The organism is Saccharopolyspora sp. NPDC002578 (genome assembly GCF_053592695.1).
In genome coordinates this window covers 36065-61669 of sequence record NZ_JBSFWJ010000031.1, presented here as the reverse complement: position 1 = coordinate 61669, position 25605 = coordinate 36065, and the positions used below count along the sequence as shown (strand labels likewise).

Sequence of the window (25605 nt, the reverse complement as noted above, 5' to 3'; positions counted from 1 at the left end):
ATGATTATGCATCCTCGTGCAACATCAATCAAGGAAGTATGCGGGCCGCCACGCCCGACCCCGCCCTGATCAGAGCCAGACGAGGCGGACCTCGCGGATCATCGCGAACATCTCGAAGGTCGCTTCGGCGGACTCCGCGTTGCCCAGCATTCCGTGCGGGCTCATGAACACCGCACCCGCGTCGTCGCTGCCGGGAGGGCGCTGCGCGGTGCAGTCCAGTCCCCACACGCAGAGCTCCGCGTCGACGATCTCGCCGCCGTCCTCGTCCCGGATCAACTCGTAGACCGCGAAACCGCGCGGACGCACGCCTTCCGCCAGCTCCCGCAACAACTCCGCCTCGCCATCGCCGTGCATCACCGCTCCGTTCGCCGACGTTCTGTACCGGTGAAGCTATTAGGAATGATTCCGCGCGTCATTTACACGACCAGGTGATCCACAAAAGCCGGGTGAGCTGTGACGATGATCCGCATGCTGACCACTCCCGACCCGCGCATGCTCCGGATCCAACTCGGCATAGAACTGCGCCGTCTACGCGAGGAAGCCGACCGCAGCACCTTCGAAGCGGCCGATGTGCTGGGCTGCAAGCAGCCGAAGATGAGCAAGGTCGAAGGCGGCAGCCAAGGCATCAAACCCGAGGAAGTGGTGCAGCTGCTGGATTTCTACGGCGCGCCCGCGAAGCAGCGACGGTATCTCTCCGAGGTCGCCGAGCAGGCGGCGAAGCGCAACCGGCCGAAGAAGTACCACCGCGACGCCGTCCCCGACTGGTTCCAGCGGTTCCTCGCGCTGGAGAGCGCGGCTACGGAGCTACGGTTGTACGAAGTGGAGATCATCACCGGGCTGCTCCAGACTGAGGACTACGCACGCTCCACGATCCAGGCGTGGGAGCCCGCGGCTGATCCCCGTGTCGTCGAGCAGCAGGTGCGGACCCGCATCAGTCGACAAGGCTCATTGTCGCGGTCGCGTTCACCTCTCAAGCTGCACGCCGTGCTCAGCGAAGCCGCCTTGCATCGGATGCAGGGCGACGCGAACACGATGCGATCGCAGCTGGCACATCTGCTCACCATGTCCGAGCTGCCGAACATCACGCTGCAAGTACTCCCCTTCGCGGTCCCGAACCGGATAGCAGTCACCTCCAGCGCAATGTTGCTGAACTTGCCCGAACAACGGTTGGCGAGCGTCTACCTGGAGGACTTCTTCGGCGCGACTTATCTCTACGAGCCTGAGGACTACACGCGCTACAGCGTTCTGTTCGAGCGCTTGAGCGCAGCTGCTCTCCCACACCGTGAAACGCAGGCGCTGATCGCTAAGGTGCTGGATACCTACGCAGTTACCCGCGACTGAGAGAGGCTCAAATGGCGGACACGTCCTTAGCTTGGGGGCCTTGGACCAAGTCCAGCCACAGCAGCTCCAGCGGTGGTCAGTGCATCGAGATCGCCTTTTCGCCCAGCGCCGCCAGCTGGAGGAAGGCTAGTCGCAGCCAGGGAAACGGCGGCGCATGCGTTGAGGTCGCAGTGCAGCCGTCCGTCGTCGGGTTGCGGGACTCGAAGGACTCCGACGGCCCGGTCCTCGCAGTAGGACGCGGCACCTTCGAGTCGTTCCTGCGGGCGGTCAAATCCGGGCGCGTGTGACCCGTCGCGAAGATCGGCCGAAACGAGGACTGCCGGTCACTTCGCGCTGCTAGGGTCCCTCCCCGCGAGGAGGGGGCACAGTGGGATACGAGGTTGTGACCAGGGAGTTGGAGTCGGCGGCGAAAGCCGCGCGCTCGGCTGCCGAACAGGCCAGGTCGGTGCGGCTCCAGGCCGCCACCGACAAGATCACCCAAGCGATGCCCGGCTCCACCTCGGCGCCCGCCGCCGGACGCACCGGGAACAGCTGGCGCGGCACGCTCGACACGTGGAACCGGGACACCGAGCACTACGCGGACTCGCTCGACAAGAGCGCCTCGGACTACGCCGCTCAAGAAGGCGACGCCGCCGACGAGCTCAAGGCCTCCCAGGGCGGTGGCTCCTGATGGTGAACATCGGCGACCTCCGCCGCTGGAACCCCGACCTCCTCGACGACGCCATCGACGACCTGAAGCGGGAACAGGAAAGCCTGGTCCGCTTGGACGACGAGCTCGCGAGCTCCGGGAGGCCGAAGGAGTGGCAGGGCAAAGCGGCCGACTCCGCGAACGCCGAGCACGGCAAGCTCGGCGAACGCATGCGGGGACTCGTCGTCGAGGTGTCCACGGTCCGCAGCGCGGCCATCCCCACCGTCGACGAGATCCGGGCGGTGCAGGACCAGCTCACCGAAGTCGACGGCCTGGCGCGGGCGTACAACTTCCGCATCGGCGATGACGGGAAGGTGCAAGACCTCGGCACTCCCCCGGACACCCCTGCCGACGAGGTCAGCAGCGTCGACGAGAACCGCTACCGCCGGATCCGTCCCGACCTGGTCGAACGCGTCCAGGACGTCCTGAAGCGCGCAGCCGACGCCGATGCCGAACTGGCCAAGGTCCTCGGCGACGCCGACAAGGACCTGATGGACGCGCGCGGTGCCAAGAACCTCGCCGACGCGGCGGCGCTCGGTGACGCGCGTGGTCTCGGCGAAACGATCGAACCGCCGCCGCCGGGCGATCCCGCGAAGAACGCCGACTGGTGGAAATCCCTGCCCGCCGAAACGAAATCCGCGCTCGCCGCCGCTCCCCCGGCCTGGCTCGGCGGCATGGACGGCATCCCCGCGTCCGTCCGCAACACCGCCAACGTCAACCGCATCGACGACGAACGCAGCACGCTGCAAGCGGAGGCGGCGCGGCTGCAGAGCGCGGTCAACAAGCCACGCCCCGGCCCCGGCGGTGACCTGGTCCAAGGCAGGTACCAGCGCGAACTGGACCAGGTCAACTCGAAGCTGACCTCCTTGGACAAGGTGGAGACGGTGTTGGAGCGGGGAGATCGGCAACTCCTGGTGCTCGACACCTCCGGCGAGCGCACCAAGGCGGCCGTGGGCATCGGGGACGTCGACACCGCAGACCACGTCAGCGTGTTCACGCCGGGCATGGACAGCAGCGTCGAAGGCGGAAGCCTGGGCGACTACGACCGGAACATGGACATGCTGGCGCAGGACGCGCAGTCGCAGTCCGACCAGTACGGCGACGGTGGCGAGGTCGCGACGGTGACGTGGCTCGGTTACGAGGCGCCTCAACTGGACGAGACACTCGACCCCAGCGATTCCGTGGCCAGTTCGGCTCCGGCCAAGCGCGGCGCCGAAGATCTGGCGGATTTCTACCGGGGCATCAACGAATCTCGGACGGACGATCCGAACCTGGTCGCGATGGGCCACTCGTACGGATCCACCACCACGGGGTATGCGCTGCAGGAGGAAGGAACCGGAGTGGACGCCGCGCTCACTCTGGGATCTCCCGGCGTAGGAACACCATCGGTCAGCGATATCAACGTTCCCGAAGACCGGTTCTACAACCTCGAATCGGGCGGGGACGTCGTCGCCGACCTCGGGCGTTTCGGCGGTGATCCGTCCTGGAAACCGGGGATCGACGACCTGTCGACCGAGGACGCCGTCGCGCCCGACGGGCAGCGCCTCAAGGAGTCGAGCGGGCACGGCACCGGTGGACCGACCGGCTACCTCACCCGCGGGAACACCAGCCAGTACAACGCCAGCGTCATCGCGGCCGGAGTCCCGGACCGCGCCGTGAACAGCTGGGGATGACCGACCGAGAGCGGGGACCGACCATGAAGCGCTTCGCAGTCCTGGCGGCGCTCACCCTGAGCCTCACCGGATGCGGTGGCGGCGAGTTGGGGCCGGAGTTTGGAGGAAGCATGGAAGAGCAGCGCGCCGAACTCATGAGCAGGCCCAGCATGGAGGAGGCCAGCGCTCGGTACCTCGAGATGCAAGGTCGCCTCCGGGACGAACTCGCCGCGGCCTTCCCCTGGATCCAATGGGAGCAGAGCCGCGAGCTCCACCGCGCCGGATGCTCCGACTTCGACGCCTTCACCGATACCGGCGAGAGCCAAACCCTCGGAGCTTGGCGGTCCGAAGGCAACATCCCCGACCCCGAGTGGCCTCGCGCTGAGCAGATCGTCGCCCAGGTCAGCGCCGAATACGGCTTCACACCGCCGGAAACCGTCGTCAGCCGCCCCTCCGACCACCAGGTCGTCGGCAGCGACCGCTACGGCGCGGGCTACCGCTTCGGCACCGCCAAGCGCACCGTCCTCTCCGGCTCCACCGGCTGTCACCTCCCGCAAGCCGAGAAGGACAAGCTGACACGCGGTGGCTCCTGATGGTGAACATCGGCGACCTCCGCCGCTGGAACCCCGACCTCCTCGACGACGCCATCGACGACCTGAAGCGGGAACAGGATCGGCTCGTCGGCTTGGACGACGAACTGGCGCACTCCGGTCGGCCGAAGGAGTGGCAGGGCAAAGCGGCCGACTCCGCCACGGCGGAGCACAGGAAGCTCGGCGAGCGACTGCGCGAACTCGTCGTCGAGGTCTCCACGGTCCGCAGCGCCACCATCGCGACCGCCGACGAGATCCGCGAGATCGGCCACGAACTCACCGAAGCCGAAGCGCTCGCCCACTCCCACCACTTCGCGATCGGCGAAGACGGGAGCATCGAAGACCTGGGCACACCGCTCGGCCTCCACCCCGATGAGGCGGAAAGCGTCAACGAAGACCGGAACAACCGCGTCCGCCCCGACCTCGCCGACCGGGTCGAGCGCATCCTGGCCCGCGCCACGGACACCGACCGCGAACTCGCCAAGGTCCTCGGCGACGCCGACAAGGACCTCATGGACACCCGCGGCGCGCACAACCTCGCGGAAGCGGCGGCCCTGGGAGACGCGCGCGGACTCGGAGAAACGATCGAGCCGCCGCCACCCGGTGACCCGAAGCAGAACGCCGAGTGGTGGAAATCCCTGCCCGCCGAAACGAAATCGGCGCTGGCCACCGCTCCCCCGGCCTGGCTCGGCAACATGGACGGCATCCCCGGAGCAGTCCGCAACACCGCCAACATCAACCGCATCGACGACGAACGCGCGACGCTGCAAGCGGAAGCAACCCGGCTGCGGAACGAGATCAAGGCACTTCCGAACGGCCCCGGTTCGAGGGGCGACCGCGCCGCGCTGCGCAACCCACTGGACAAGGTCGAAGCAAAGCTGAAGTCCTTGGACCAGGTGGAGTCGACCTTGGATCGCGGGAACCGGCAGCTCCTGCTGCTCGACACCTCCGGTGAACGCACCAAAGCCGCCGTCGGCATCGGCGACGTCGATACCGCCGAACACGTCACAGTCTTCACGCCCGGCATGAACAGCACGGTCGAAGGAAGCATCGACGACTACGACAAGAGCATGGACTCGTTGCAACAGGATGCCGTTCGCGAGTCATACAGGTACGGCGACGGTGGCGATGTCGCAACGGTGACCTGGCTCGGTTACGAAGCCCCCCAGGGGTCCGAAATGCTTGATCCGGACAAGTCAGTCGCAGGGTCCGCGGCGGCGCAACGTGGCGCGACCGACCTGTCGGGCTTCTATCGCGGTCTCAACGAATCCCGGACGGACGACCCGCATCTGGTCGCGATGGGCCACTCCTACGGATCTACCACGACTGGGTATGCCCTCCAACGAGAAGACGTCGGGGTAGACGCAGCGGTCACAATGGGATCGCCTGGCCTGGGCACAGGAACCCGGAGTGATCTCAACGTACCTGGCGGATGGATGTACAACCTCGAATCCAGTTGGGATCCCGTCGCAGACATCGGCCGCTTCGGCGGCGATCCCTCGAAGAACCCACAAGTAGACCAGCTCTGCACGAACGAAGCCGTTTCACCAGACGGACAGCGTCTGAACGAATCGACCGGGCACAACACCGGTGGCCCTGCCGGATATCTCACGCCTGGCACGACCAGCCAGTACAACGCAGCTGTCATCGCTGCTGGAGTACCCGACCGTGTCGTGCAAACCCCGCGTTACTGAACGAGTACGTCGAGATCAAGGACTGACCATGAAGCGACTCGCGCTCGTAGCGTTGACGCTCTTGAGCATCACGAGCTGTGGCAACGAACTGGTTTCCGAGCAGGGAGGCAGCATGGACGACCAGAAAGCCGAGCTGGTGCGGCGGCCCAGCATCGAAGAGGTGAACCAGAAGTACTCGGACATGGATACCCGGCTCCAGCAACAGCTCAGTGCGAACTTTCCCTGGATGCGCTGGGAGAAGATCCGGGACCTCAACCGAGCCGGATGCGCTGACTTCGATGCCTTCAAGGACGTCGCCGAAGGTTGGACGCTCGGCGTCTGGGGAACCGAAGGCAACATACCCGACACGGACTGGGCACGAGCCGAGCAGATTTTCGCGGAGGTCTCCGGCGAATTCGGTTTCACACCGCCGAGAACCATCGTCGACCGCCCGGCCGACCACGAGATCACCAGCTCCGACCAGTACGGCGCGACCTACAACTTCGGCACCGGCAAACGAACGACGTTCTCCGGCTCCACCGGCTGCCACCTGCCGCAAGCCGAGAAGGACAAGCTCGCGCAGCAGCCCCAGTGAGCGGCTACGCCCTTCTCGTCACTTGAGACTGTGCGCGTTCTGGTCGGCGTGACCGGCAGAAGCCCAGTCACGCCGACCAGTTCACATCACTTCGGCAATCCCGACGCGGTCTGGTTGACGATCTTCTCCAGCTCAGGGCACGCGTCGATCGAATCGGCCATCTTGCCGGAGATCCCGTAGATGGCCACGCCGCCGCCTGCATCGACCAAGATGTCGCAGCCCCCGGTGGTCCCTGATCCTGGGACGTTCGCGATCGCGGCCGATCGCCCGGCGATCGACCGCTTCTCGTACTTCTCCCAGTTGCCACCGGTCTCGTAGGAGTCGACGGTCTCATCGACGTTCTTGTGGAGCGTGAGCGACATCTTCTCGCCGGTCCAGCGGCAACCGGGCTCAAAGCTGACCTGCGTGAACGGCTCGCTTTGAGGCGACAGCCCGAATCCGGTCAAGTCATCAGGGGAGAAGAACGTGCAGGGATCGAAGGCCTCCAACGACGCTCCAGCGGCATCCGAGGTCGGCGCCTGGGTCCCATCGCCCTCGCCCAAAGCGCACCCGGACAGCCCGACAAGAACCGCACTGCTGGCCACCACGGCCAGCGACCGGACAAGCTTGCTCACTGAATACCCACCTGCTGGTTGATCGGCTGAGCCTGGCCTCGCGGTCTTCGGTTTTCCCTTGCCGCCGCGAAACCGTCGCGTCCGCGCTCGTTAACCCACCACTCTGCACCCTGCTTATCGGCCCCTGAACGTCGAGCACCTTAGCGCGTCGTTGCGGAAAGGATCACCGTCTCGGATAAGACCGCAGCCCCAGTGAAACGAGCAGGCGCCGCCGCACGGTTGCGGCGACGCCTGCCCTTCGGGGGTGGTCAGCGGAGGGGGTTGAAGGGGCGGAGCTGGTCGGGCTGCTTGCCGGTGACGATCTGCTCCGACAGCAGCTGCCCGGTGAGCGGTCCGAGGGTGAGGCCCCACATGCCGTGCCCGCCCGCGACGTACGCGCCGGGCATGTCGGTGGCGCCGATCAGCGGCAGGCCGTCGGGGGTGACGGGTCGGCCGCCGACCCAGTCGTCCCGGCGGTCCTCCCAGGACACGCCGCGCAGCAGCGGCTTCGCGGAGCGCTCGATCGCGGCGATGCGCTCCGGGTAGAGCTTGGCGTCCGGGGAGCGGAACTCCATCGTCCCGGCCACGCGCAGGCCGCCCTGGTACGGGGTGCAGGCGACGCGCACGGCGGGCAGGTAGATGGGGCCGGGAACCGGCTCCTCGGTGGGGACGGTGAACGAGTAGCCGCGGCCCGCGCGCACGGCGGTGCGCACGCCCAACGGCTTCGCGAGCGAGCTCAGCCAGGCGCCGGTGGCGAGCACGACCGAATCGGCCGTCAGGCGCTCGTCGCCGGAGCGCACGACGGTGCGGCCCTGCTCTCGCGTCACCTCGTCGACGGTGAAACCGCTGCGGATCTCGCCGCCGCGGGCCTCGACGGACCGCGCCAAGGAGCGGACGAACTCGCCGGGGTCGACGTAGCGCTGCCCTTCGATCCGGAGCACCGCCTCGATGTGGGAGGACAGCTGCGGCACGCCCGCCTCGGCGACCGAGGAGTCGACGACCCGCACGTCCTGGCCGGACTCGCGGATCAGGTCGAACTCGCGGCGCAGGTCGGCGACCTGCTCGGCCTTCTCGAAACCGGCGGTGATCGGGGCGGCCTTCGTCGGAGCCTCCACGCCACCGGCGGTGAGGGCGTCGAACGCGTCCAGGCACTCGTTGTTCATCGGCACGAACGGCTGCATCGAGCGGCGCCACGAGCGCATGTTGCAGTGCGCGGCGAACCTCGCCAGGAACGCCCACAGCTGCGGGTCCACGCGGGCGGGCACGTACAGCGGGGCGTTGCGGTCCAGCAGCGAGCGCAGGCCGTAGCGCAGCACACTCGGCTCCGGCAGCGGGATGGAGAACGCGGGGGCCAGGTAGCCCGCGTTGCCCCAGGACGAACCGGCGGCCACGCCGTCGCGGTCGACGACGGTCACCCGCACACCGTGCTCCTGCAGGAACCACGCCGTGGACAACCCGACGGCGCCCGCCCCGGCGATCACCACGTGCCGCGGGGTCTGGTCGTTGCCGGCCATCTTCGCCCTCCTCAGATCGGTTGGATCCGAGTGTGACCGGCAGTGACGGCCCGGCGATTGTCAGTTCGGCACAATCTCGCCGCCGACGATTGGTCGATCCGCACTAGTCGATGAGCAGCGCGATGATGAGGGCGAGGCGTTCGTCCGGATCGTCCAAGTCGAGGCGGGTCACCTCGGCCATCTTGCGCATCCGGTACCGCACGGTGTTCGCGTGCACGCCCAGCCGGTTCGCCGCCGCCCCCGGATCGCCTTGGCAGCGCAGCCATTCCCGCAGCGTGGCGGCGTAGCGGGTGCCGTTGTCGGCGTCGTGGCGACGCAGGTCCCACACCGGGCCGCGGGACGGGACGCGACCGCTGGAGGCCGCGTTGCGGACCCGGCGCAGCAGGATCTCGTGCCACGCCTGCTCGTAGCCGACGATCTCCCGATCGCCGTCCACGGCAAGGCACTCGTCGGCTTCCTGCCTGCTCAGCGGCAGCTCCAACGGCTCGGCCACACCGCCCACCCCGGCCCGCAGCCGCACGTCGGCGGGCATGTTCCGCAGCAGACCCCGGAACCACCGCTCCCCCGGTTCCCCATCGGGCAGCACGGTGTAGACGGTGTTCGCGAACAGCGCGCTGCGGCCCGGCCGCGCCCAGCCGAAACCGGCGGTGGCGCGCTCGAAGGCGATCAGCACCGCGGCGTCCTGCGCCTCCTCGGCCTGCATCGCGACCACCCGGAAACCGTTGCCGCGCAACCCGAGCCTGCTCAGCACCGCGGGCGCGTCGGCCTGCCCCTCCAGCAGGCCGATCACCAGGTCCGACTCGATCTGCCGCTCCAAGTCGGCGCTGGCCCGCGCCCGCAGCAGGTGCAGCGACGCCGTGCGGGCGCCCGCGCGCAACGCCGCCGAACGCTCCTCGTCCAGCGGCTCCGTCACCTCCACCCAGATCGACCCGAGCAGTTCCCGACCCGCGCGGACCGCGATGAGCGCGCGGCCGTGGAACTCCTGCTCCGGCATCGGCTCGGCGAACAACGGCTCGGCCGACGACGCCAGGTGCGCGTACACGCCGCGCGCGGTGAGCTCGGCGCGGATGTCCGCGGGCACCCGCCTGCCCAGGATCGTGGCGAGCCGTGCGCGGTCGGCGGACTCCTGCCTGCTCGAATACGCCAGCACACCGGCGTGCTGGTCCTCGATCGTGACTGGGCCGCCGACGGACGCCGCCAACGCGTCGGCCAGCGCGAACAGGTCCGTCGGCCCGCGTCCCGCCTCCGTCTCGCGGCCTTCGAGCACCAGCCCGTACACCACCGCCGCCAGCTGGCCCCAGGACACGTCGGGGTCGATCCGCACCACCGCGACACCGCGCTCGCGGGCCACGGCCAGTTCCTGCTCGTCGACTTCGCGCAGCAGCACGACCGCGGCCGGCGTCTCGGCGAGCACCGCTCCGATGGAGTCGATGCCGACGGCCAGCAGCACCTCCTCCGCACCCGCCGGATCGTGCAGCGCGACACCGCGCAGCTCCACGTCCCGCCCGCGCGGCGCGGTGCACAACCGCGCGCCGTAGCCGCCGAGGACGTTGATCAGCCGATCGAGTTTGACCATCAGCGGGTCCCGGGGGCGGAGCGGAGGTGGCGCGGCACCCCGGCAGGTTCTCACGATCGCGCGTTCGCGGTGCCGGCCAGCACCGAAAAGGTCGAACGGGACGAATACCGAAAGCGCTAGGGTGGTCGCACACCGCGCTCGCCCCCTTCGGAAAGGTGCTCCATGGGCTCCGCCTCACCACCTCGCACCGACCCGGCGAGCGCGCCCGCGCCGACGCCGGAAGACTTCGCCGCCGGGGTCGTGCTGATCACCGGCATCCAGGCCGCGGGCAAGTCGACCGTGGCGCAGCTGCTCGCGGAACGACTGCCGAACTCCGTGCACCTGCGCGGCGACCTGTTCCGCCGCATGATCGTCAACGGCAGGCAGGACATGACACCGGAACCGAGCGAGGCAGCGACCGACCAGCTCCGGTTGCGCCACCGGCTCACCGCCCAGACCTGCGAGCAGTACACCGCCGCCGGCTTCACCGTGATCGCCCAGGACGTCGTGATCGGCGAACACCTCACCGAGATCGCGCAGGAGATCCGCAGCCGCCCGCTCTACGTCGTCGTGCTCGCGCCGCAGGCCGCCGCCATCGCCGACCGCGAAGCGGAACGGGACAAGGCGGCCTACGACGAGTGGACCGTGCGCGCGCTCGACGCGGTGCTGCGCGAGGACACCCCGCGCCTCGGGCTCTGGCTCGACACCTCCGAGCAGACCCCGGAGGAGACGGTCGAGGACATCCTCCGCCGCGCTCCCGCCGAGGCCGCGGTGTGACAGGAGCTCAGCAGAAGCCGCGGTGGATGCGCTCCGAGTCGCCCGACGCGGAGCCGGAGAAGTCCGTGAAGTCCATGTTCGCGATCTCCAGGTTCGTGTGCATCTCGCTGACCGCCCCCGGCACGAGGCGGAACTCGCGGCCGTGGGACATCTCCTCCTCGTAGTCGTCCTCGTCCTCGGCGTCCTCGCGCGTCAGCGTCGAGACCGCGAGCAGCGGGTGCGCACCGCGCATCGTCTCGGCGTCGGCCAGGAAGACGACGGCGGGCTTGTGCTCCTCCTCCACCGCCGCCAGCACGTCGTCCGGGCTCGCCCCGGTGAACGCGGGATCGTCGACGAGCTGGTTGCTGGAGTCGAATTCGTCGTCGCCCCAAGGGATTTCGAGCAGCCCCACGACCTCGGTCCACGCGGCGTCGTCGGAGAAGTCCACGCGCACGACCAGCGCGTCGAACTCGTCCTCTTCGGATCGTTTGATCAACATGGGGCGAGTATGCACGGGCGCACCGACAATCCCGCCGGAAGCTCCGAAAACGATTGCCCGGCGTTCCGCCGGAGCACTAGGTTGCTCCGGTGGAGCTGTTCTCACTCACCTGGACGGCGTTGCGCACGGCCGTCGCCGAACTCGCCGACGAGGACTTCGCGCGCCCCTCGGGCTGCACCGGGTGGCTCGTGCGGGACCTGGCGTGCCACCTGATCATCGACGCCCAGGACGTCCTGATCACCCTCGCGACACCCGTGGACGAAGCGGCTACGCGGGACGCGGCGACCTACTGGGAGGTCTCCGATTCGCCGCCGACCGGGGACGATCCGCTGGACGCGCTGACCGTCCGGCTGGCCGCCGCCTACCAGGAACCGTGGCTGCTCCAGTTCCACCTGGACGACGTCGGGTCCGCCGCGGACCGCGCCGCCGCGCTCGCCGACCCCGGGCGCCGCGTCGGCACCCGCGGCGGGGTGCTCACCACGGCCGACTACCTGTCCGCGTACGTCCTCGAATGGACGCTGCACCACCTGGACCTGATCGCGCACCTGCCCGGCGCCGCGGACCCGCCCACTGCGAGCCTCGCCGCGTCCCGCGCGCTGCTGGGACGCATCGCCGGCGCCGCGTTCCCCACGTCGTTCTCGCACCGCGACGCGCTGCTGATCGGCACCGGCCGACGCGAGCCGACCGAGGTCGAACGAACCGCGCTGGGCGCACTGGGCAGACGGGTACCGCTCATCCTCGGGTGAGCGCTTTTCCCACCGCTGCGCGGATTCGACGGCTCGCTCATCCGGACACCGGTGCCGGAGCGGAGTCGAGCGCCGCCCAGGAACCGAGCGAGAACGCGTCGCCGTTCCGCCGCACTTCGACGACTCCGGAGCCACCGAAGTGGGCCGGAACCAGCAGCTCCCGCTCCTCGGCCGCGCGGGCGAGGACCCGGCGGCGGGAGGCCGCGGCCCGCCCCGGATCCAGGCAGGCGTTGCTGCTGCAGGACGGATCCAGGACCTGCACCGGGCTGTGCAGCAGATCCCCGGTGAAGACCGCGCGGTCGTTCCCGGAAGCCAGCCGCAGCACCGAATGACCGGGCGTGTGGCCGGGCGCCGCCTCCAAGGTGAGGTGGTCGTCGATCCGGTGCGAGCCGTCCCACAGCACGACCTGCCCCGCCCGGTGGACGGGCGCGACGCTGTCGGCGTAGATCAGCCGGTCGACCTCCTGGAGACCGCGCGGATCGGGGTTGTCCGGCCCGTAGTGGAAGTCGTCAGCGGCCGGGACGAGGTACTGCGCCCGCGGGAACGTCGGCACCCACTCGCCGTCGGCGCCGGTGGTGTTCCAGCCGACGTGGTCGACGTGGAGGTGCGTGTTGACGACGACGTCCACGTCCCGCGGACGCACACCGGCGCGGTCCAGGAGCCTGAGGAAGTCGCCCTCGCACCGGTGGAACGGGGCCATGCCCGGACGTTCGCGCCCGTTGCCCGCACCGGTGTCGATCAGGACGGTCCGCCCGCCACTGCGCAGCACCCACGTCTGCAACGCGATCACCGCCCGGCCGCTGCGCGGCTCCCAGTGGTCCGGGGCCAGCCAGTCCTCGTTGTCCTGCCACACGCCGGCCGCGACGTCCGGGAACATCTCGGCGGCGGGGACGAACGGCTCGTGCCATTCGACGATCCGGATGACCTCGACGTCGCCCAGCACCATGCGCTGCACGTTCCTGCTCACGTTCGCCATGCCGACGACCCTAAGCAGGCTGGACGATCCGATCGATGCACATCCGGCTCACATGAGTGCTCGTTCGTCGCAGGGAAGAACGCCTCAGCGGGTGCGGCTGTTGAGGACCGCGGTCACGGCGATCTTCCAGCTCTCACCGTCCTGATGCACCGGACGGCTCCGTGCGCGACCTCGTGTGCCACCTGATCATCGACGCCCAGGACGTCCTGATCACCTTCACGACACCGGCCGAGACCGATCCGACCCGGAACGAGATCACCTGCCGGGTCGTCGCTAGACACACCACCCACCGACGACGACCCGCTGGGCGCGCTGGCAGTCCGGCTCGCGACCGCGTACGCGGAACCGCGGTGGCTCGAGTTCCACCTCGACGACGTCGGCGCCGCCGGACCCGCCGCCCCGGGGCTGGCCGTCGGCGCCCACGACGAAATCCTCGCCGCGGGCGACTACCCGTCCGCGCAAGTCCTGGATGCACCACCTCGACCTGATCACGCACCTCCCCGACCCGGCCGAACCACCGGCCCAGGGCATCGCCCGGTCACGCGCGATGCTGGAGCAGATCGCCGGAACGGAGTTCCCCGAATACCTTCTCCGACCAGGCCGCGCCGCTGATCTGCACCGGCAGACGGGCCCCCGCCGAAGCAGCCGGAACGAGCGACGAGACTCCCGCTCGTTCTCGGTTGAGCACGGCGACTTCCCCGGCACGACGGGAAAGCCCATTGAGCCGGTGCGCTTTCCCGGTCAGAGAAAGCCGCGATGGATCCTCTGATCGTCGTCGGCCGCCGAACCGGAGAACTCCGAGAAGTCCATGTTCGCGATGGTCAAGTTCACGTGCATCTCGCTGACGGCCGTCGGAACGAGGCGGAACTCGCGGCCGTACTCCATCTCCGACTCGTACTCGTCGTCATCCTCGGCTTCTTCCCTGGCCAAGGTCGATACCGCCAGCAGCGGGTACGGCTCGCGCATCGTCGCCGCGTCCGCCAAGAACACGACCGGCGGCTGCGCTTCTCCCGCCGCCGCGGCCAAGACCTCATCAGGAGTCGCGCCGGTGAAGGACGGGTCGTCGACGAGCTGGTTGGACGACTCGAATTCTTCGCTGCCGTAAGGGAGTTCGAGCAGTTCCGCGACGGTTCCCCACGCGAGCTCGTCGGAGAAGTCGACGCGCACGACGAGGGCGTCGAACTCGTCGTCTTCGGTGCGGTAGATCAACATGAGGCGAGTGTGCCGGACGGCACCGACAATCCGACCGCCGCGACCGGCCGCGCAGCCCAGGACCCTCAGCGGGTGCGGCTGCTGAGGACCGTGGTCGCGGCGATCTTCCAACTCTCCCCGTCGCGGACCAGGGTGTAGCGGGTCTTCTCCTCGACCGTGCGGCCGTCGTCGAAGTCATAGGTGATCGTGGCCAGCGCCGAGTTCGCGCCCTCGGTCGACACGTTCGAAGCCTGCACGCTCTGAACCGGCGCCCAGAACTCGCTGAACGCCTCGTAACCGCCCGCGTGGTTCGTCTGGTAATCCGGCGTGAGCTGCTCCCAGGCGGCGGGCAGGTTCCCCGGCATCGCCGCGTAGTACTCGGACACCACCGCGTCCGGCGTCTGCGCCTGCGGCGGTGCCTGCGGGGCCGGGGGCTCCACCGGCGCGGGCTGCTGCTCGGGCGGTGACACCGGGCTCGGCTCGGGCCGCGGCTGCGGCGGCTGCGAAGCGGCGGGCCTGGACGCGGTGGGATCACCGGTGAGGTTGCCCGTCAGCAGCGCCGCGATGACGCCCGCACCGACGACGAGCAGCGCGCCCACGACGATCAGCCCGTACCGACCGCGATTGCCCGACGACTCCGGCTCCGGCTGCGGCGGGACCTCCGGGCGCGCGGGCTTCGTGGGAGTCGGCACCGGCACGGCGGTGAACGACTCCGGCAGTTCCTTCCCGTCGCTGACCGCGGCCAGCGCGCGCTGCGCCTCGTGCATCGTCGGGCGCTGCGCCGGTTCGGTCGCCAGCATCCGCAGCAGCACCGGCGTGAGCGCCTCCGCGTGCTCCGGAACGTCGAAGTCACCCGCCGCGACCCGGTGCAGCAGCGCGATCGAGTTGTCCCCCAAGCCGAACGGCGGACGGCCCTCCAGCGCGGCGTAGAGCGTGGAGCCCAGCGAGAAGACGTCGGTGTGGAAATCCGCCTTGCCGCCCTGCGCGACCTCCGGGGCGAGGTAAGCGGGAGTTCCCGCGAGCACCCCGGTCGTGCTCGCGTCACCGAGCGCGCGGGAGATCCCGAAGTCGGTGATCTTGGTGATGTCCTCGGCGACGAGGATGTTGCCCGGCTTCACGTCCCGGTGCACGATCCCCGCGTCGTGCGCGGCGGCCAGCGCGGAGGCCACGTCGGCGCCGAGCTTCGCGACCTCGGCGACCGGCATCGTCCCCCGATCGGCGAGCACCGCCTCCATGCTCCGCGACTCCAAGAACTCCATGATCAGGCAAGGACGGCCGTCCTCCTCGACCACGTCGTACACGGCGATCGCGTGCCGGTGCATCAACCTCGCGGTGATCCGGCCTTCCCGGATCGCCCGCCGCTTCGCGGTCTGCACGTCGGCGTCGTTGAGCGACTGGCGCAAGTGCAGTTCCTTCACCGCGACCGTGCGGTTCAGGCGCTCGTCGGAGGCCTTCCAGACCACGCCCATCGCGCCACTGCCCAGCCTCGACTCCACCCGATACCGCCCGGCGACCAGTCGATCCTGAGCGCTCATGACACGACTCCTCCACACATTCCACTGCGATCACGTCACGATCGACTTTGCCAGGTCCGGAGGGACCCGCGGGCACAGGGGTGGGAAAGGGGAATTCACTCGGACGACTACTCCGCATGGCCCGGACAAGCGATGCGTTCGGCGGAACGCGCACCGATCGGCGACGGAATTCGGAGCGGCACGCACCCATTCGATCCCGCATTCGCACGATCGGCGGCCACCGCCGGAGTCGGAAGTGCGGAATGAAAAAACCGGGGTGTTCTTCCGCTCAGGAAGAACACCCCGGTTCGTTCGACGCGGTGTCAGGCGCGCAGTGCTGCTCCGAAGCGGGATTCGGCGGCGTGCAGCGCGGAATCGCGGGCCTCGGTCGCCTCCTCCTGCTTGAGGGTCCGGTCCGCGGCGCGGAACCGCAGCGCCAGCGCCAGCGACTTCTTGCCGTCCGCGAGCTGCTCGCCGGAGTAGACGTCGAACAGCCGCACGTCCTCCAGCAGCTCGCCGCCGCCGGAACGCACCGCGTCGACGAGCTCCGCCGCGGGCACCGCCTCGTCCACGACCAGCGCCACGTCCAGCAGCACCGGCGGGTACGACGAGATCGACGGCGCCGGGCGGGACTCCTCCAGCGGCAGCGCGTCCAGGTCGATCTCCATCGCGCACGCGCGCTTCGGCAGGCCCAGCTCCTCGACGACCTTCGGGTGCAGCTCACCCGCGTGGCCGACGACGACGTCGCCCACCTTCAGCTCGGCGCAGCGGCCCGGGTGCCACGGCAGCAGGTCGCCCGCGGCCACCGTCAGCTCCACCCCGGCGGCCCTGGCCACCGTGCGCGCCGCCTCGACGGCGTCGGCCCAGCCCGCGTCGCGGCCCGGACCCCACCAGCCTTGGCGCTCGCGCTTGCCGGCCAGCACCACCGCGGCGTGCGTCGGCTGCGCGGGCAGCGCCGCGTCCAGCGCCGCGATCTCCGCGTCCGTCGGCCGCTGCGCGACGCCGACCTCCGGCATCGCGGGCGGCTGCTGCGCGGGCAGCACGACCTGTCCGATGTGGAACAGCGCCAGGTCGCGCTGACCGCGGGACACGTTGCGCTGCAACGAATCCAGCAGGCCGGGAAGCAGCGTGGTCGCCAGCTGCGAGCGGTCCGACTCCAGCGCGTTGAACAGCGACAGCGCGCGACGACGCGGATCGTCCTCGCCGATGCCGAGCTTGCCCAGCACCTCGTCGCTGGTGAACGGGAACGGCAGCACCTCGACGTGACCGTCAGCGGCCAGTGCCCGCGACACCGCGCGGCGGCGACGCTGCGCGGCCGTGAGGCCCCGGCCGGGAGGCGCGGCGGGCAGCACCGACGGGATCGTGTGGTAGCCCTCCAGCCGCAGCACCTCCTCCACGAGGTCCGCGGCCTGCTTCAAGTCCGGGCGCCACGTCGGCGGGTGCGCGGTGACCAGGCCCACGCCCTCGTCCGAGGTGCCGACCTCGATGCGGCAACCGATCTGCGACAACCGGCGCGCGGTGATCCCGCGCTCGTAGGACACGCCCGCGATCTTGTCCGGCAGCGCCAGCGGCATCGTCACCGGAGCCGGAGCCAGCGGCGAACCGACGTCCGTGCGCCCCTGCGCGATGCGGCCCTCGCCGTAGCGCACCAGCAGCTTCGCCGCGAGCTCGGCGGCCACCGGGGCCACCGCCGGGTCCACCGTGCGCTCGAAGCGCTTGCCCGCCTCGCTGGGCAGCTTGTGCCTGCGGATGGTGCGGGCGATGCTCGCCGGATCCCAGTTCGCCGCCTCCAGCAGCACGTCGTGGGTCTCCGCGCCGATCTCGGTGCTCGCGCCGCCCATCACGCCCGCCAGGCTGACCGGGCCGGACTCGTCGCAGATCACGATGTCGTCCGGGTCCAGCTCGCGCTGCACGTCGTCGAGGGTGGTGAGCTTCTCGCCCTCCGCCGCGCGGCGGACCACCACGTCACCGGTGAGCTTCGAGGCGTCCCACGCGTGCAGCGGCTGCCCCAGCTCCAGCATCACGTAGTTCGTGACGTCCACCGACAGCGAGATCGACCGGATGCCCGCCAGCGCCAGCCTGCGCCGCATCCACCACGGCGTCGGCGCCGTCGGATCCACGCCCGTCACGCGGCGGAACACGAACCGCGAGCACGCCGACTCGTCCTCGATGCGCACCTCGCGCGAAGCCCGCTCGTCCTCCGGCACGTGCATCGAGGCCGGGTCGCCGAACGGCACTTCCAGGGCGTTGGACAGCTCGCGGGCCAGGCCGCGCACGGAGAAGCAGTAACCGCGGTCCGGCGTGATCGCCAGCTCGATGACCGAATCGTCCAGGCCCACCAGCTCGGTGGCGTCGGAACCCGGATCGGCCACGCCCGCGGGCAGCACCAGGATGCCGTCGTGGTCCTCGCCGATGCCCAGCTCCTTGGCCGAGCAGATCATGCCCTCGCTGACGCGACCGTAGGTCTTGCGCGAAGCGATCTCGAACCCGCCGGGCAGCACCGTGCCGGGCAGCGCCACGACGACGAGGTTGCCCTCGGAGAAGTTCGTCGCGCCGCACACGATGCCCTGCGTGGGCCGCTCGCCGTCCTCGGCGTCGCCGACCTCCACCCGGCAGAACCGGATGGGCTTCTTGAACCCCGACAGCTCTTCGATCTCGGCCACACGACCGACCACCAGCGGGCCGCTCACCTGCGACAGGTGGGCGACCTCCTCGACCTCCAGCCCGATCCGGACGAAGGCCTCCGCCAGCGTGTCGGCGGTGGTGTCCGCGGGCAGCTCCAGATGCTCGGCCAGCCAGGAAACCGGAATCCGCACTTGCTCAGGTCCTTCTCTCTCGCAGCGGGACGGGGATCACGAGTCGATGCCGAACGGTTCGGTGAACCGCACATCGCCCTCGGTCATGTCACGCATGTCAGGAATGCCGTTGCGGAACTGCAGGGTGCGCTCCAAGCCCATGCCGAACGCGAACCCGGTGTGCACCGCGGGGTCGATCCCGCAGGCGCGCAGCACGTTCGGGTCGACCATGCCGCAGCCGCCCCACTCGACCCAGCCGGCGCCGCCCTTCTTCTGCGGGAACCACACGTCGAGCTCCGCCGACGGCTCGGTGAACGGGAAGAAGCTCGGGCGCAGCCGAATCGCCGACTCCGGTCCGAACATGGCGCGGGCGAACGCGTCGAGCGTGCCCTTCAGGTGCGCCATCGTCAGGCCCTCGTCGACCGCCAAGCCCTCCACCTGGTGGAAGACCGGGGTGTGCGTGGCGTCGAGCTCGTCGGTGCGGAACGTGCGCCCCGGGCACACCAGGTACACCGGCAGCTCGCGGCTCAGCAGCGAGCGGACCTGCACCGGCGAGGTGTGGGTGCGCAGCACCAGGCCGGAGTCCTCCGGCGCCACGTGGAACGTGTCCTGCATGGTGCGCGCCGGGTGGTCCTTGCCGAAGTTCAACGCGTCGAAGTTGAACCACTCGGCTTCCAGCTCCGGCCCGTCGGCGACCTCCCAGCCCATCCCCACGAACACGTCGCTGATCTGCTCGGTGAGCTGGGTGATCGGGTGCCGGGAGCCCGCGGGGACCCGGCCCGAGGGCAAGGTCACGTCCACGGATTCCTCGCGCAGCACCTTCTCGTCGCGCTCGGCCTGCAACACGGCGCGGCGCTCGTCGAACGCGCCCTGGATCGCCTGCCGCGCCTCGTTGACGCGCTTGCCCGCCTCGGACCGCGCCTTCGGCGGCAGCGCCCCGATCTCGCGGCGCGCGGTCAGCAACGGCGAACGTTCCCCGAGGTGCGCGGGCTTCACGGCGGCCAGCTCGTCGAGATCGGCGGCCTCCTCGAACCCCTTGCGGGCTTCGACAACGGCGCGGTCGAGCGTCTCCGGCGCGAGTGCGGCGACCTCTTTGGGGTCGTACGAGTCGTTGGCTCCAGACATCGTTACTGCATGACTCCCGTCATTCGTCAGGCGACACTTGTCAGGCATGACAAGTACGGCGTGACCCGCCCGGCATGACCTTCTCGTCCAGCGCACCCACCGGGGCTCCCGATGGGCCTTCACCTGCTAGGTGACCTGCGGATGCGTGCCGCAGCCACACGAGTCTAAGCGACCCGGTCGAGCGATTTTCGCGCAGCCGCGTTCCTGGGCGTGTTCACCGGTCCGAGGGCGGCTGCGATGACTATCCGTGATGGCGCTGGGCCCGCGCGGAGGCGTACAGGCAGACCGCGGCGGCGGTGGCCAGGTTCAGGCTCTCCGCACCGCCGTAGATCGGCACCCGCAGCGTCGCGTCCAGCTCGGCGAGCACGTCCTCCGGCAGGCCGTGGGCTTCGCTGCCGAACACCCACGCCGTCGGACCTGCCAGTTCGCCGCGCACCGAAGCCGAATCGAGGTCGTCGGAGGCGTAGCCGTCCGCGCCGACCAGCCGCAGACCCGCCTCCCGGCAGGCGGCGAGCACCGCGAGCGCGTCCCGGTCCCGCGCCACCGGCAGGTGGAACAGGCTGCCCGTCGACGCGCGCACCGCCTTGCCGTTGTACGGATCGACGGTGTCCCCGGCGAACAGCACCGCACCCGCGCCCGCCGCGTCCGCGACGCGCACGACGGTGCCCGCGTTGCCCGGATCGGCCACGCCCAGCAGCACCGCCACCAGCGGCGGCCGGGACGCCAGCGCCTCCGCGGGCGTGGTGGCCGGCAGCTCGCACTGCGCCACCAGGCCCTGCGGGGTGACCGTCTCCGACAGCGAGGCCGCCGCCCGATCGGTCACGACGTGCACCGGGACGCCCGCGTCGGTGAGCTTCGCGGCCTGCTCCTCGGTGGCGAACAGCGATCGCACCCGCACCCGGCCCGCCGTGTGCGCGGCCAGCGCCTCGCCGACCGCCTGCGAACCTTCCGCGAGGAACTCGCCGGCGCGGTCCCGCCCGGCGCGGCGAGTGAGCTTGCGCGCAACAACGACCCGAGACGAACGCTCCGTCAACGGAGGCGTCTCGGGTCGCTGAGGCTCATGCGTGCCCTCGGTGATCAGGCCGCACCTTCCGGCAGGTGCTGCTTGGCGACGTCCACCAGAGCGGTGAAGGCCTGCGGGTCGCGCACCGCGAGGTCCGCCAGGATCTTGCGGTCCACCTCGACCTCAGCGGCCTTCAGGCCCTGCACGAAGCGGTTGTAGCTCAGGCCGTTCTGCCGGGTCGCCGCGTTGATGCGGGTGATCCACAGCTTCCGGAAGTCACCCTTGCGGGCACGCCGGTCGCGGTAGGCGTAGACGTTCGAGTGGAGCGTCTGCTCCTTGGCCTTGCGGTACAGCCGGGAGCGCTGGCCGCGGTAACCGCTGGCCTGCTCGAGAATGCTGCGGCGCTTCTTCTGGGCGTTCACTGCCCGCTTGACGCGTGCCACGGGTCCGTCCTGTCGATCTCATCGGGGGCGGCGGGACCGCCCTGGGGGGCTGGGAGCACTGGGGAGCACGTGCACCGGCGATCCGCCCGCGAGGGGGCGTCGCGCAGGTGCGGCGGCTCAGCGGCCCAGGAGCTTCTTGATGCGCTTGACGTCGTTCTTGGCGACGGCTTCGGTGCCCTCCAGGCGACGGGTCACCCGGCTGGACTTCTTCTCCAGGATGTGGCGACGGCCCGCCTGCTCGCGACGCAGCTTGCCACTGCCGGTGACCCGGAAGCGCTTCGCGGTCCCGCTGTGGGTCTTGTTCTTCGGCATCTCTCAATCCTTCTCATACGGGGTCCGCCGCGGCTGGGAACTCCACGGCGGACCTGATCGGCCCGTTGCCCGACCGGGCTCTCCGACCGGTCGGCCTTGCACCCGACCGGCGCCGGCGTCCGACCATCGCATCGTGGCGCCGGCCCCGGCTCAGCGGCCGGGGCGGCTACCGACGCGTTCCGGTGGCCTTACGCGGTCGCCTTCGGCTTGGTCTTGTTCGTCTTGTGCGGCGCCAGGACCATGATCATGTTACGGCCGTCCTGCTTCGGGTTGGCCTCGATGAACCCCAGTTCGGCGACGTCGTCGGCCAGCCGCTGCAACAGACGAAAGCCCAGCTCGGGACGCGACTGCTCACGACCGCGGAACATGATCGTCACCTTGACCTTGTGACCCTGACCGAGGAAGCGGGTGACGTGACCCTTCTTCGTCTCGTAGTCGTGCGGGTCGATCTTCGGCCGGAGCTTCTGCTCCTTGATGACGGTCTGCTGCTGGTTGCGGCGCGATTCGCGAGCCTTCTGCGCACTCTCGTACTTGAACTTGCCGTAGTCCATGAGCTTGCAGACCGGCGGGCGCGCCTGCGGGGCGACCTCGACAAGGTCCAGATCCGCTTCCTGCGCCAGGCGGAGCGCGTCCTCGATGCGGACGATGCCGACCTGTTCGCCGTTCGGTCCGACCAAGCGGACTTCGGGCACGCGGATGCGGTCGTTGATGCGCGTCTCCGTGCTGATGGGGCCTCCTCGGTTCGATGCTTCGGTCTTGCTGCAAGCCTCGGCGCGTGAAGCTCTGCCCCTGGACGTGCAGTAGTCCCACGCACTCCGGATTCCCGGAAGCGCGAGACCCTACTCCTACCGATCGAACCGGTACCGCAATACCGCTCATGCCACCGGCGCGGTGCGCCGATGTGACCGGGACCCGGCGGCCTGAGAGTCGGCTGCACGGGTGGGAGCGGGGCTCCACTTTGCCGCCCCCGGCTAAGCGGGGGCTGGTCGCTCATGTCAGGGTACCAGCCGTGAACGAACCGCAGTCGACCCCGCCCTCCGACGGCATTCCGGACGGATCGCAGGAGTTCAGGTCCCAGGAGTTCGGGGCCGGCTCCGCCACCGAGGCGGACACCGATCTCAACGTCCGCGAGCTGGTGGATGTTCCCAGCGTCGAGGTGATCAGCCGCGCCGCGGTGATGCTGATGTCCTCCGCCGCGGAGAAGCTCGGCCTGGGCGACGAAGACCCCGACACCGCGCCGAGCCGGGACCTCGACGAGGCCCGGCGCCTGATCACCGCGCTCGCGGGACTGGTCACGGCGTCGGTGGAGTACCTGGGGCTGCACGCCGCGCCGATCCGGGACGGACTGCAGAGCCTGCAGCGCGCGTTCCGCGAGGCGAGCGCCGTTCCCGACGCGCCTGGCCAGGGCCCCGGCGAGAAGTACACCGGGCCGGTGCACTGACCCCGTCCCGCTGCCCGCGGGCGTTCAGTCGCCCCCGTAGTACGGGTGGGTGAGCCGGTCGCGTTCCTCGACGAGGCCGCGGATGCGTTCCTTGGTGTGACCGGTGACGGCGTCCCGGATCGCCTCCCCGACCGCTTCCCGCGCGGAGAAGCGCACGGCCGTCTCGTCGTCGGCGTCGTGGTCCAACCACAACGACACGAAGACCATCGTCTCCTGGTCGGCTTCCAGCAGGCCCTCGGCCACCGAGTCCAGCACGCCCTGCGCGACGCCGACCTGGCTCGCGCCGAAGACCAGCGCCGCGGTCCGCCCGGAGGCGGCGACCTCGTGGCCGACCAGCAACGTCGGCGGCTGCACCGCCGTGCAGGAGTCCCGGTCCTCGCCGACCGAGACCAGGATCGGCGCGAGCCGCTCGGTGGGGACCGTGAGCGTGGTCAGCAGCCCGGCCGCGGTGGTGCCGCCGCGGCGGGCGAGCACCACGATCACCCGGCATCCGTTGGGTTTGCGTCCGCCCCAGCCTTGCGCGAGCCGGCCGTCGAGGTCGCCGAACGTGGTCATGTCCGCCCTCCTTGGCTGCCGCTCCGGGCGGGCCGGGCGGACCGGGGTGACTGATCGACACCTTCCGAGCACCGCACCCGGTTGTCAAGGTCGGGTGCGGTGAGCGGTCGACCGGCCGCGACCGGCCCACCGCGCACCGCTTCGGACTTCGGTCCCGCTGGTCCCCGGAACGGAGCAACCTGCGACGACGAGCACCGGCCGCCGGAGGTCAGTCGCCGAGCACCGCGAGGGCGTCGATCTCCACGAGCAGGCCCGCGGGCAGGCCGACGTAGACGGTGGTGCGGGCCGGGTAGGGCTCGCCTACGACGCGGGCGTAGGTCTCGTTCATCTCCGCGAACTGCGAGACGTCGGTGAGGTACACGCGCAGCATCAGCACGTCATCCAGCCCGGCTCCGGCTGCTTCGAGCACGGCGATGACGTTGCGCAGCGCGCGCTCGGTCTGCTCGGGGACGCCGCCCGCGACGAGCTCACCGGTGGCGGGGTCGACCGGGGTCTGCCCGGAGACCTGCACGATGTTGCCCTTGCGCACGCCCGGCGAGAGCGGGATGTGCGGCGGCGGGGTCGGGGCGTCGCTGCTCGTGATGATGGTCCTGGGCATGGTTCCTCCTGCGTTTCGGCGGTTTCCCGGTGCGAATGGGCGGGCCAGGGCGGAGTCCGAAGATTCGTCTGGACCACTGCACCGTCCGAGTGCTTATCATCTCCCGATCAGATCGCGCTGCTCGCACTGGAGGCCCCTTGCCCCGCTCCGCACCCGGCATCGACCAGCACGCGGTGGCGCGGCTGCGCCAGGAAGTCCTCGACTGGCGGTTCAAGGGCCTGCCAGCCGAGTCGTCCGGGCGCACGGTCGAGGAATTCCTCGGCTCCGAGCCGACGCTGTTCGGCTCCGGTTTCACCGGCCCGGTGCTGACGCTGGACGAGGCCGCGCTCACCCACAACCTGTCGACGATGGCGCGGTGGTGCCACGAGCACGGGGTGCTGCTCGCCCCGCACGGGAAGACGACGATGGCGCCGCGGCTGTTCGAGCGGCAGCTGGAGCACGGGGCGTGGGGCATCACCGCGGCGAACCTCCCGCAGTTGCGGGTGTACCGGGCGTTCGGGGTGCGGCGGGTGCTGCTGGCGAACCAGCTGCTCGATCCGGCCGGGCTGCGTTGGCTGGGTGCCGAGCTCGACGCGGATCCGGAGTTCTCGGTGAGCTGCTGGGCGGATTCGGCCGACGGGGTGGCGCTGATGGCAGGGGCCCACTCCGGCCGGCGCCCGCTGGACGTGCTGGTGGAGCTGGGCTGGGACGGCGCCCGGACCGGCGCGCGGTCGGTGCAGCAGGCCCTGGAGGTGGCGCGGGCGGTCGCGGCGAGCCCGAACCTCCGCCTGGCGGGCGTGGGCGGTTACGAGGGCGCTGCCGCGCACGGCACCGCGGACTCAGCTCTGGCCACTGTGGATGAATACATGTCCCGGATGCGTTCGCTGGTGGGCGAGATCGAGCGCGCGGAGCTGTTCGAGACCGACGAGATCATCGTCACCGGCGGCGGCAGCGCCTACTTCGACCAGGTCGCGGAGTCGCTCGCGGCGCCGTGGCCGACGCGCGCGCGGGTGCTGCCGGTGCTGCGCAGCGGCGCCTACATCACCCACGACGACGGGCTGTACCGGCGCAACTCCCCCTTCGGCCGCCCGCACCGGCTGGCGGGTGAGGAATCGCCGTTCCTGCCCGCGATGCGGATCTGGGCGCAGATCACCTCGCGCCCCGAGCCGGGCCTGGCGCTGGTGACGATGGGGCGCCGGGACGTGTCCTTCGACCAGGACCTGCCGGAGCCGCAGGTGTTCCGCGGCGCCGACGGGGTGACGCGGGAGCTCCCGCCCGGTTCGTGCCGGGTGACCTCGCTCGCCGACCAGCACGCGTTCCTCGCCGTCGAAGGTGACGAACCGCGCATCGGCGACTGGGTCGGGTTCGGCCTGTCGCACCCGTGCACCGTCTTCGACAAGTGGCCGCTGATCCCGGTGGTCGACGGGGAGAACGTGGTCGACCTGGTGCGCACCTTCTTCTGACCCGCACG

At 70.1% G+C, this 25605-nt stretch carries 27 protein-coding genes; 11 read left to right on the top strand and 16 right to left on the bottom strand.

Annotated features, from left to right (window positions below):
• Window positions 1-69: 69 nt before the first annotated feature.
• Complete coding sequence (locus tag ACWD38_RS16655) at window positions 70-354, bottom strand: hypothetical protein (RefSeq protein ID WP_450124381.1); 285 nt, start codon at window positions 352-354, stop codon at window positions 70-72.
• 105 nt (window positions 355-459) lie between these two features.
• On the opposite strand from ACWD38_RS16655, the gene ACWD38_RS16650 reads away from it, so the two are divergent.
• From ACWD38_RS16650 to ACWD38_RS16620, 7 genes are all read left to right on the top strand, one after another.
• Window positions 460-1341 (top strand): helix-turn-helix domain-containing protein, encoded by an 882-nt coding sequence (locus ACWD38_RS16650; protein WP_246456974.1) that lies wholly within the window; start codon window positions 460-462, stop codon window positions 1339-1341.
• An 11-nt stretch (window positions 1342-1352) separates the two neighbouring features.
• On the top strand, window positions 1353-1628 hold the full coding sequence (locus ACWD38_RS16645) for a DUF397 domain-containing protein (protein WP_184480574.1): 276 nt from the start codon (window positions 1353-1355) through the stop codon (window positions 1626-1628).
• An 80-nt stretch (window positions 1629-1708) separates the two neighbouring features.
• A complete protein-coding gene (locus ACWD38_RS16640) occupies window positions 1709-2011 on the top strand; it encodes a hypothetical protein (RefSeq protein ID WP_184480576.1) in 303 nt (100 codons plus the stop codon).
• Window positions 2011-3702: an alpha/beta hydrolase gene (locus tag ACWD38_RS16635; protein ID WP_450124380.1), complete on the top strand. Its 1692-nt coding sequence runs from the start codon at window positions 2011-2013 to the stop codon at window positions 3700-3702. Before ACWD38_RS16640 ends, ACWD38_RS16635 begins: the two co-directional genes overlap by 1 nt.
• A 23-nt stretch (window positions 3703-3725) precedes the next feature.
• The gene (locus tag ACWD38_RS16630; protein ID WP_450124379.1) at window positions 3726-4274 is read left to right on the top strand and encodes an LppA family lipoprotein; all 549 of its coding nucleotides are present in this window, start codon (window positions 3726-3728) and stop codon (window positions 4272-4274) included.
• Window positions 4274-5965: an alpha/beta hydrolase gene (locus ACWD38_RS16625; protein WP_450124378.1), complete on the top strand. Its 1692-nt coding sequence runs from the start codon at window positions 4274-4276 to the stop codon at window positions 5963-5965. Before ACWD38_RS16630 ends, ACWD38_RS16625 begins: the two co-directional genes overlap by 1 nt.
• A gap of 28 nt (window positions 5966-5993) precedes the next feature.
• Window positions 5994-6539 (top strand): LppA family lipoprotein, encoded by a 546-nt coding sequence (locus ACWD38_RS16620; RefSeq protein WP_450124377.1) that lies wholly within the window; start codon window positions 5994-5996, stop codon window positions 6537-6539.
• 86 nt (window positions 6540-6625) lie between these two features.
• On the opposite strand, the gene ACWD38_RS16615 is transcribed toward ACWD38_RS16620, so the two are convergent.
• From ACWD38_RS16615 to ACWD38_RS16605, 3 genes are all read right to left on the bottom strand, one after another.
• Entirely contained in the window at window positions 6626-7153 is a 528-nt protein-coding gene (locus ACWD38_RS16615; protein WP_450124376.1) for a DUF3558 family protein, read from the bottom strand.
• Window positions 7154-7401: 248 nt separating this feature from the next.
• Window positions 7402-8646, bottom strand: a complete 1245-nt coding sequence (locus ACWD38_RS16610; protein WP_184480584.1) for an NAD(P)/FAD-dependent oxidoreductase — start codon at window positions 8644-8646, stop codon at window positions 7402-7404.
• A 103-nt stretch (window positions 8647-8749) separates the two neighbouring features.
• Entirely contained in the window at window positions 8750-10222 is a 1473-nt protein-coding gene (locus ACWD38_RS16605; protein ID WP_450124375.1) for a PucR family transcriptional regulator, read from the bottom strand.
• A 162-nt stretch (window positions 10223-10384) separates the two neighbouring features.
• On the opposite strand from ACWD38_RS16605, the gene ACWD38_RS16600 reads away from it, so the two are divergent.
• A complete protein-coding gene (locus tag ACWD38_RS16600) occupies window positions 10385-10978 on the top strand; it encodes an AAA family ATPase (RefSeq protein ID WP_450124374.1) in 594 nt (197 codons plus the stop codon).
• Window positions 10979-10985: 7 nt separating this feature from the next.
• Here the strand turns inward: ACWD38_RS16600 and ACWD38_RS16595 are convergent, their stop codons facing one another.
• Window positions 10986-11456 carry a DUF6924 domain-containing protein gene (locus ACWD38_RS16595; protein ID WP_184480589.1) on the bottom strand — a complete coding sequence of 157 codons (471 nt, stop codon included), beginning with the start codon at window positions 11454-11456 and terminating at the stop codon, window positions 10986-10988.
• An 89-nt stretch (window positions 11457-11545) separates the two neighbouring features.
• Here ACWD38_RS16595 and ACWD38_RS16590 point away from each other — a divergent pair, with 89 nt between their 5' ends.
• Window positions 11546-12202 (top strand): maleylpyruvate isomerase N-terminal domain-containing protein, encoded by a 657-nt coding sequence (locus ACWD38_RS16590; RefSeq protein ID WP_184480591.1) that lies wholly within the window; start codon window positions 11546-11548, stop codon window positions 12200-12202.
• 37 nt (window positions 12203-12239) lie between these two features.
• Here ACWD38_RS16590 and ACWD38_RS16585 read toward each other — a convergent pair whose 3' ends face one another.
• The 9 genes from ACWD38_RS16585 to infC all read right to left on the bottom strand — a co-directional run bounded on the left by ACWD38_RS16585 (window position 12240) and on the right by infC (window position 22259).
• Window positions 12240-13178, bottom strand: a complete 939-nt coding sequence (locus ACWD38_RS16585) for an MBL fold metallo-hydrolase (RefSeq protein WP_450124373.1) — start codon at window positions 13176-13178, stop codon at window positions 12240-12242.
• 741 nt (window positions 13179-13919) lie between these two features.
• Window positions 13920-14390, bottom strand: coding sequence for a DUF6924 domain-containing protein (locus tag ACWD38_RS16580; protein WP_184480595.1), 471 nt, complete (start codon window positions 14388-14390; stop codon window positions 13920-13922).
• A 65-nt stretch (window positions 14391-14455) separates the two neighbouring features.
• Window positions 14456-15904, bottom strand: a complete 1449-nt coding sequence (locus ACWD38_RS16575) for a protein kinase domain-containing protein (RefSeq protein ID WP_221315875.1) — start codon at window positions 15902-15904, stop codon at window positions 14456-14458.
• Window positions 15905-16206: 302 nt separating this feature from the next.
• On the bottom strand, window positions 16207-18699 hold the full coding sequence (pheT, locus tag ACWD38_RS16570) for a phenylalanine--tRNA ligase subunit beta (protein ID WP_184480597.1): 2493 nt from the start codon (window positions 18697-18699) through the stop codon (window positions 16207-16209).
• Window positions 18700-18735: 36 nt separating this feature from the next.
• The gene (gene pheS / locus ACWD38_RS16565) at window positions 18736-19803 is read right to left on the bottom strand and encodes a phenylalanine--tRNA ligase subunit alpha (RefSeq protein WP_450124372.1); all 1068 of its coding nucleotides are present in this window, start codon (window positions 19801-19803) and stop codon (window positions 18736-18738) included.
• A 241-nt stretch (window positions 19804-20044) separates the two neighbouring features.
• The gene (locus ACWD38_RS16560) at window positions 20045-20836 is read right to left on the bottom strand and encodes a TrmH family RNA methyltransferase (protein ID WP_246456989.1); all 792 of its coding nucleotides are present in this window, start codon (window positions 20834-20836) and stop codon (window positions 20045-20047) included.
• Between the two features lie 44 nt (window positions 20837-20880).
• Entirely contained in the window at window positions 20881-21249 is a 369-nt protein-coding gene (gene rplT / locus ACWD38_RS16555; protein WP_184480601.1) for a 50S ribosomal protein L20, read from the bottom strand.
• 117 nt (window positions 21250-21366) lie between these two features.
• Window positions 21367-21561, bottom strand: a complete 195-nt coding sequence (rpmI, locus tag ACWD38_RS16550) for a 50S ribosomal protein L35 (protein ID WP_184480603.1) — start codon at window positions 21559-21561, stop codon at window positions 21367-21369.
• Between the two features lie 188 nt (window positions 21562-21749).
• Complete coding sequence (gene infC, locus ACWD38_RS16545) at window positions 21750-22259, bottom strand: translation initiation factor IF-3 (protein WP_374108151.1); 510 nt, start codon at window positions 22257-22259, stop codon at window positions 21750-21752.
• A 434-nt stretch (window positions 22260-22693) separates the two neighbouring features.
• On the opposite strand from infC, the gene ACWD38_RS16540 reads away from it, so the two are divergent.
• Window positions 22694-23002 (top strand): DUF1844 domain-containing protein, encoded by a 309-nt coding sequence (locus ACWD38_RS16540; protein WP_246458322.1) that lies wholly within the window; start codon window positions 22694-22696, stop codon window positions 23000-23002.
• 24 nt (window positions 23003-23026) lie between these two features.
• On the opposite strand, the gene ACWD38_RS16535 is transcribed toward ACWD38_RS16540, so the two are convergent.
• Window positions 23027-23557 (bottom strand): formaldehyde-activating enzyme, encoded by a 531-nt coding sequence (locus ACWD38_RS16535; protein ID WP_184480605.1) that lies wholly within the window; start codon window positions 23555-23557, stop codon window positions 23027-23029.
• A gap of 208 nt (window positions 23558-23765) precedes the next feature.
• Window positions 23766-24155: a RidA family protein gene (locus ACWD38_RS16530; protein ID WP_184480607.1), complete on the bottom strand. Its 390-nt coding sequence runs from the start codon at window positions 24153-24155 to the stop codon at window positions 23766-23768.
• Between the two features lie 137 nt (window positions 24156-24292).
• On the opposite strand from ACWD38_RS16530, the gene ACWD38_RS16525 reads away from it, so the two are divergent.
• Window positions 24293-25597 (top strand): amino acid deaminase, encoded by a 1305-nt coding sequence (locus tag ACWD38_RS16525; protein WP_246456991.1) that lies wholly within the window; start codon window positions 24293-24295, stop codon window positions 25595-25597.
• Window positions 25598-25605 lie beyond the last annotated feature (8 nt).

Bases quoted from the DNA above. Each gene is read 5' to 3' on its own strand.
- ACWD38_RS16655 (WP_450124381.1), bottom strand. From the start codon at position 354: ATGCACGGCGATGGCGAGGCGGAGTTGTTGCGGGAGCTGGCGGAAGGC.
- ACWD38_RS16650 (WP_246456974.1), top strand. From the start codon at position 460: ATGATCCGCATGCTGACCACTCCCGACCCGCGCATGCTCCGGATCCAA.
- ACWD38_RS16645 (WP_184480574.1), top strand. From the start codon at position 1,353: ATGGCGGACACGTCCTTAGCTTGGGGGCCTTGGACCAAGTCCAGCCAC.
- ACWD38_RS16635 (WP_450124380.1), top strand. From the start codon at position 2,011: ATGGTGAACATCGGCGACCTCCGCCGCTGGAACCCCGACCTCCTCGAC.
- ACWD38_RS16630 (WP_450124379.1), top strand. From the start codon at position 3,726: ATGAAGCGCTTCGCAGTCCTGGCGGCGCTCACCCTGAGCCTCACCGGA.
- ACWD38_RS16625 (WP_450124378.1), top strand. From the start codon at position 4,274: ATGGTGAACATCGGCGACCTCCGCCGCTGGAACCCCGACCTCCTCGAC.
- ACWD38_RS16620 (WP_450124377.1), top strand. From the start codon at position 5,994: ATGAAGCGACTCGCGCTCGTAGCGTTGACGCTCTTGAGCATCACGAGC.
- ACWD38_RS16610 (WP_184480584.1), bottom strand. From the start codon at position 8,646: ATGGCCGGCAACGACCAGACCCCGCGGCACGTGGTGATCGCCGGGGCG.
- ACWD38_RS16605 (WP_450124375.1), bottom strand. From the start codon at position 10,222: ATGGTCAAACTCGATCGGCTGATCAACGTCCTCGGCGGCTACGGCGCG.
- ACWD38_RS16600 (WP_450124374.1), top strand. From the start codon at position 10,385: ATGGGCTCCGCCTCACCACCTCGCACCGACCCGGCGAGCGCGCCCGCG.
- ACWD38_RS16595 (WP_184480589.1), bottom strand. From the start codon at position 11,456: ATGTTGATCAAACGATCCGAAGAGGACGAGTTCGACGCGCTGGTCGTG.
- ACWD38_RS16585 (WP_450124373.1), bottom strand. From the start codon at position 13,178: ATGGCGAACGTGAGCAGGAACGTGCAGCGCATGGTGCTGGGCGACGTC.
- ACWD38_RS16580 (WP_184480595.1), bottom strand. From the start codon at position 14,390: ATGTTGATCTACCGCACCGAAGACGACGAGTTCGACGCCCTCGTCGTG.
- ACWD38_RS16575 (WP_221315875.1), bottom strand. From the start codon at position 15,904: ATGAGCGCTCAGGATCGACTGGTCGCCGGGCGGTATCGGGTGGAGTCG.
- pheS (WP_450124372.1), bottom strand. From the start codon at position 19,803: ATGTCTGGAGCCAACGACTCGTACGACCCCAAAGAGGTCGCCGCACTC.
- rpmI (WP_184480603.1), bottom strand. From the start codon at position 21,561: ATGCCGAAGAACAAGACCCACAGCGGGACCGCGAAGCGCTTCCGGGTC.
- ACWD38_RS16535 (WP_184480605.1), bottom strand. From the start codon at position 23,557: ATGACCACGTTCGGCGACCTCGACGGCCGGCTCGCGCAAGGCTGGGGC.
- ACWD38_RS16530 (WP_184480607.1), bottom strand. From the start codon at position 24,155: ATGCCCAGGACCATCATCACGAGCAGCGACGCCCCGACCCCGCCGCCG.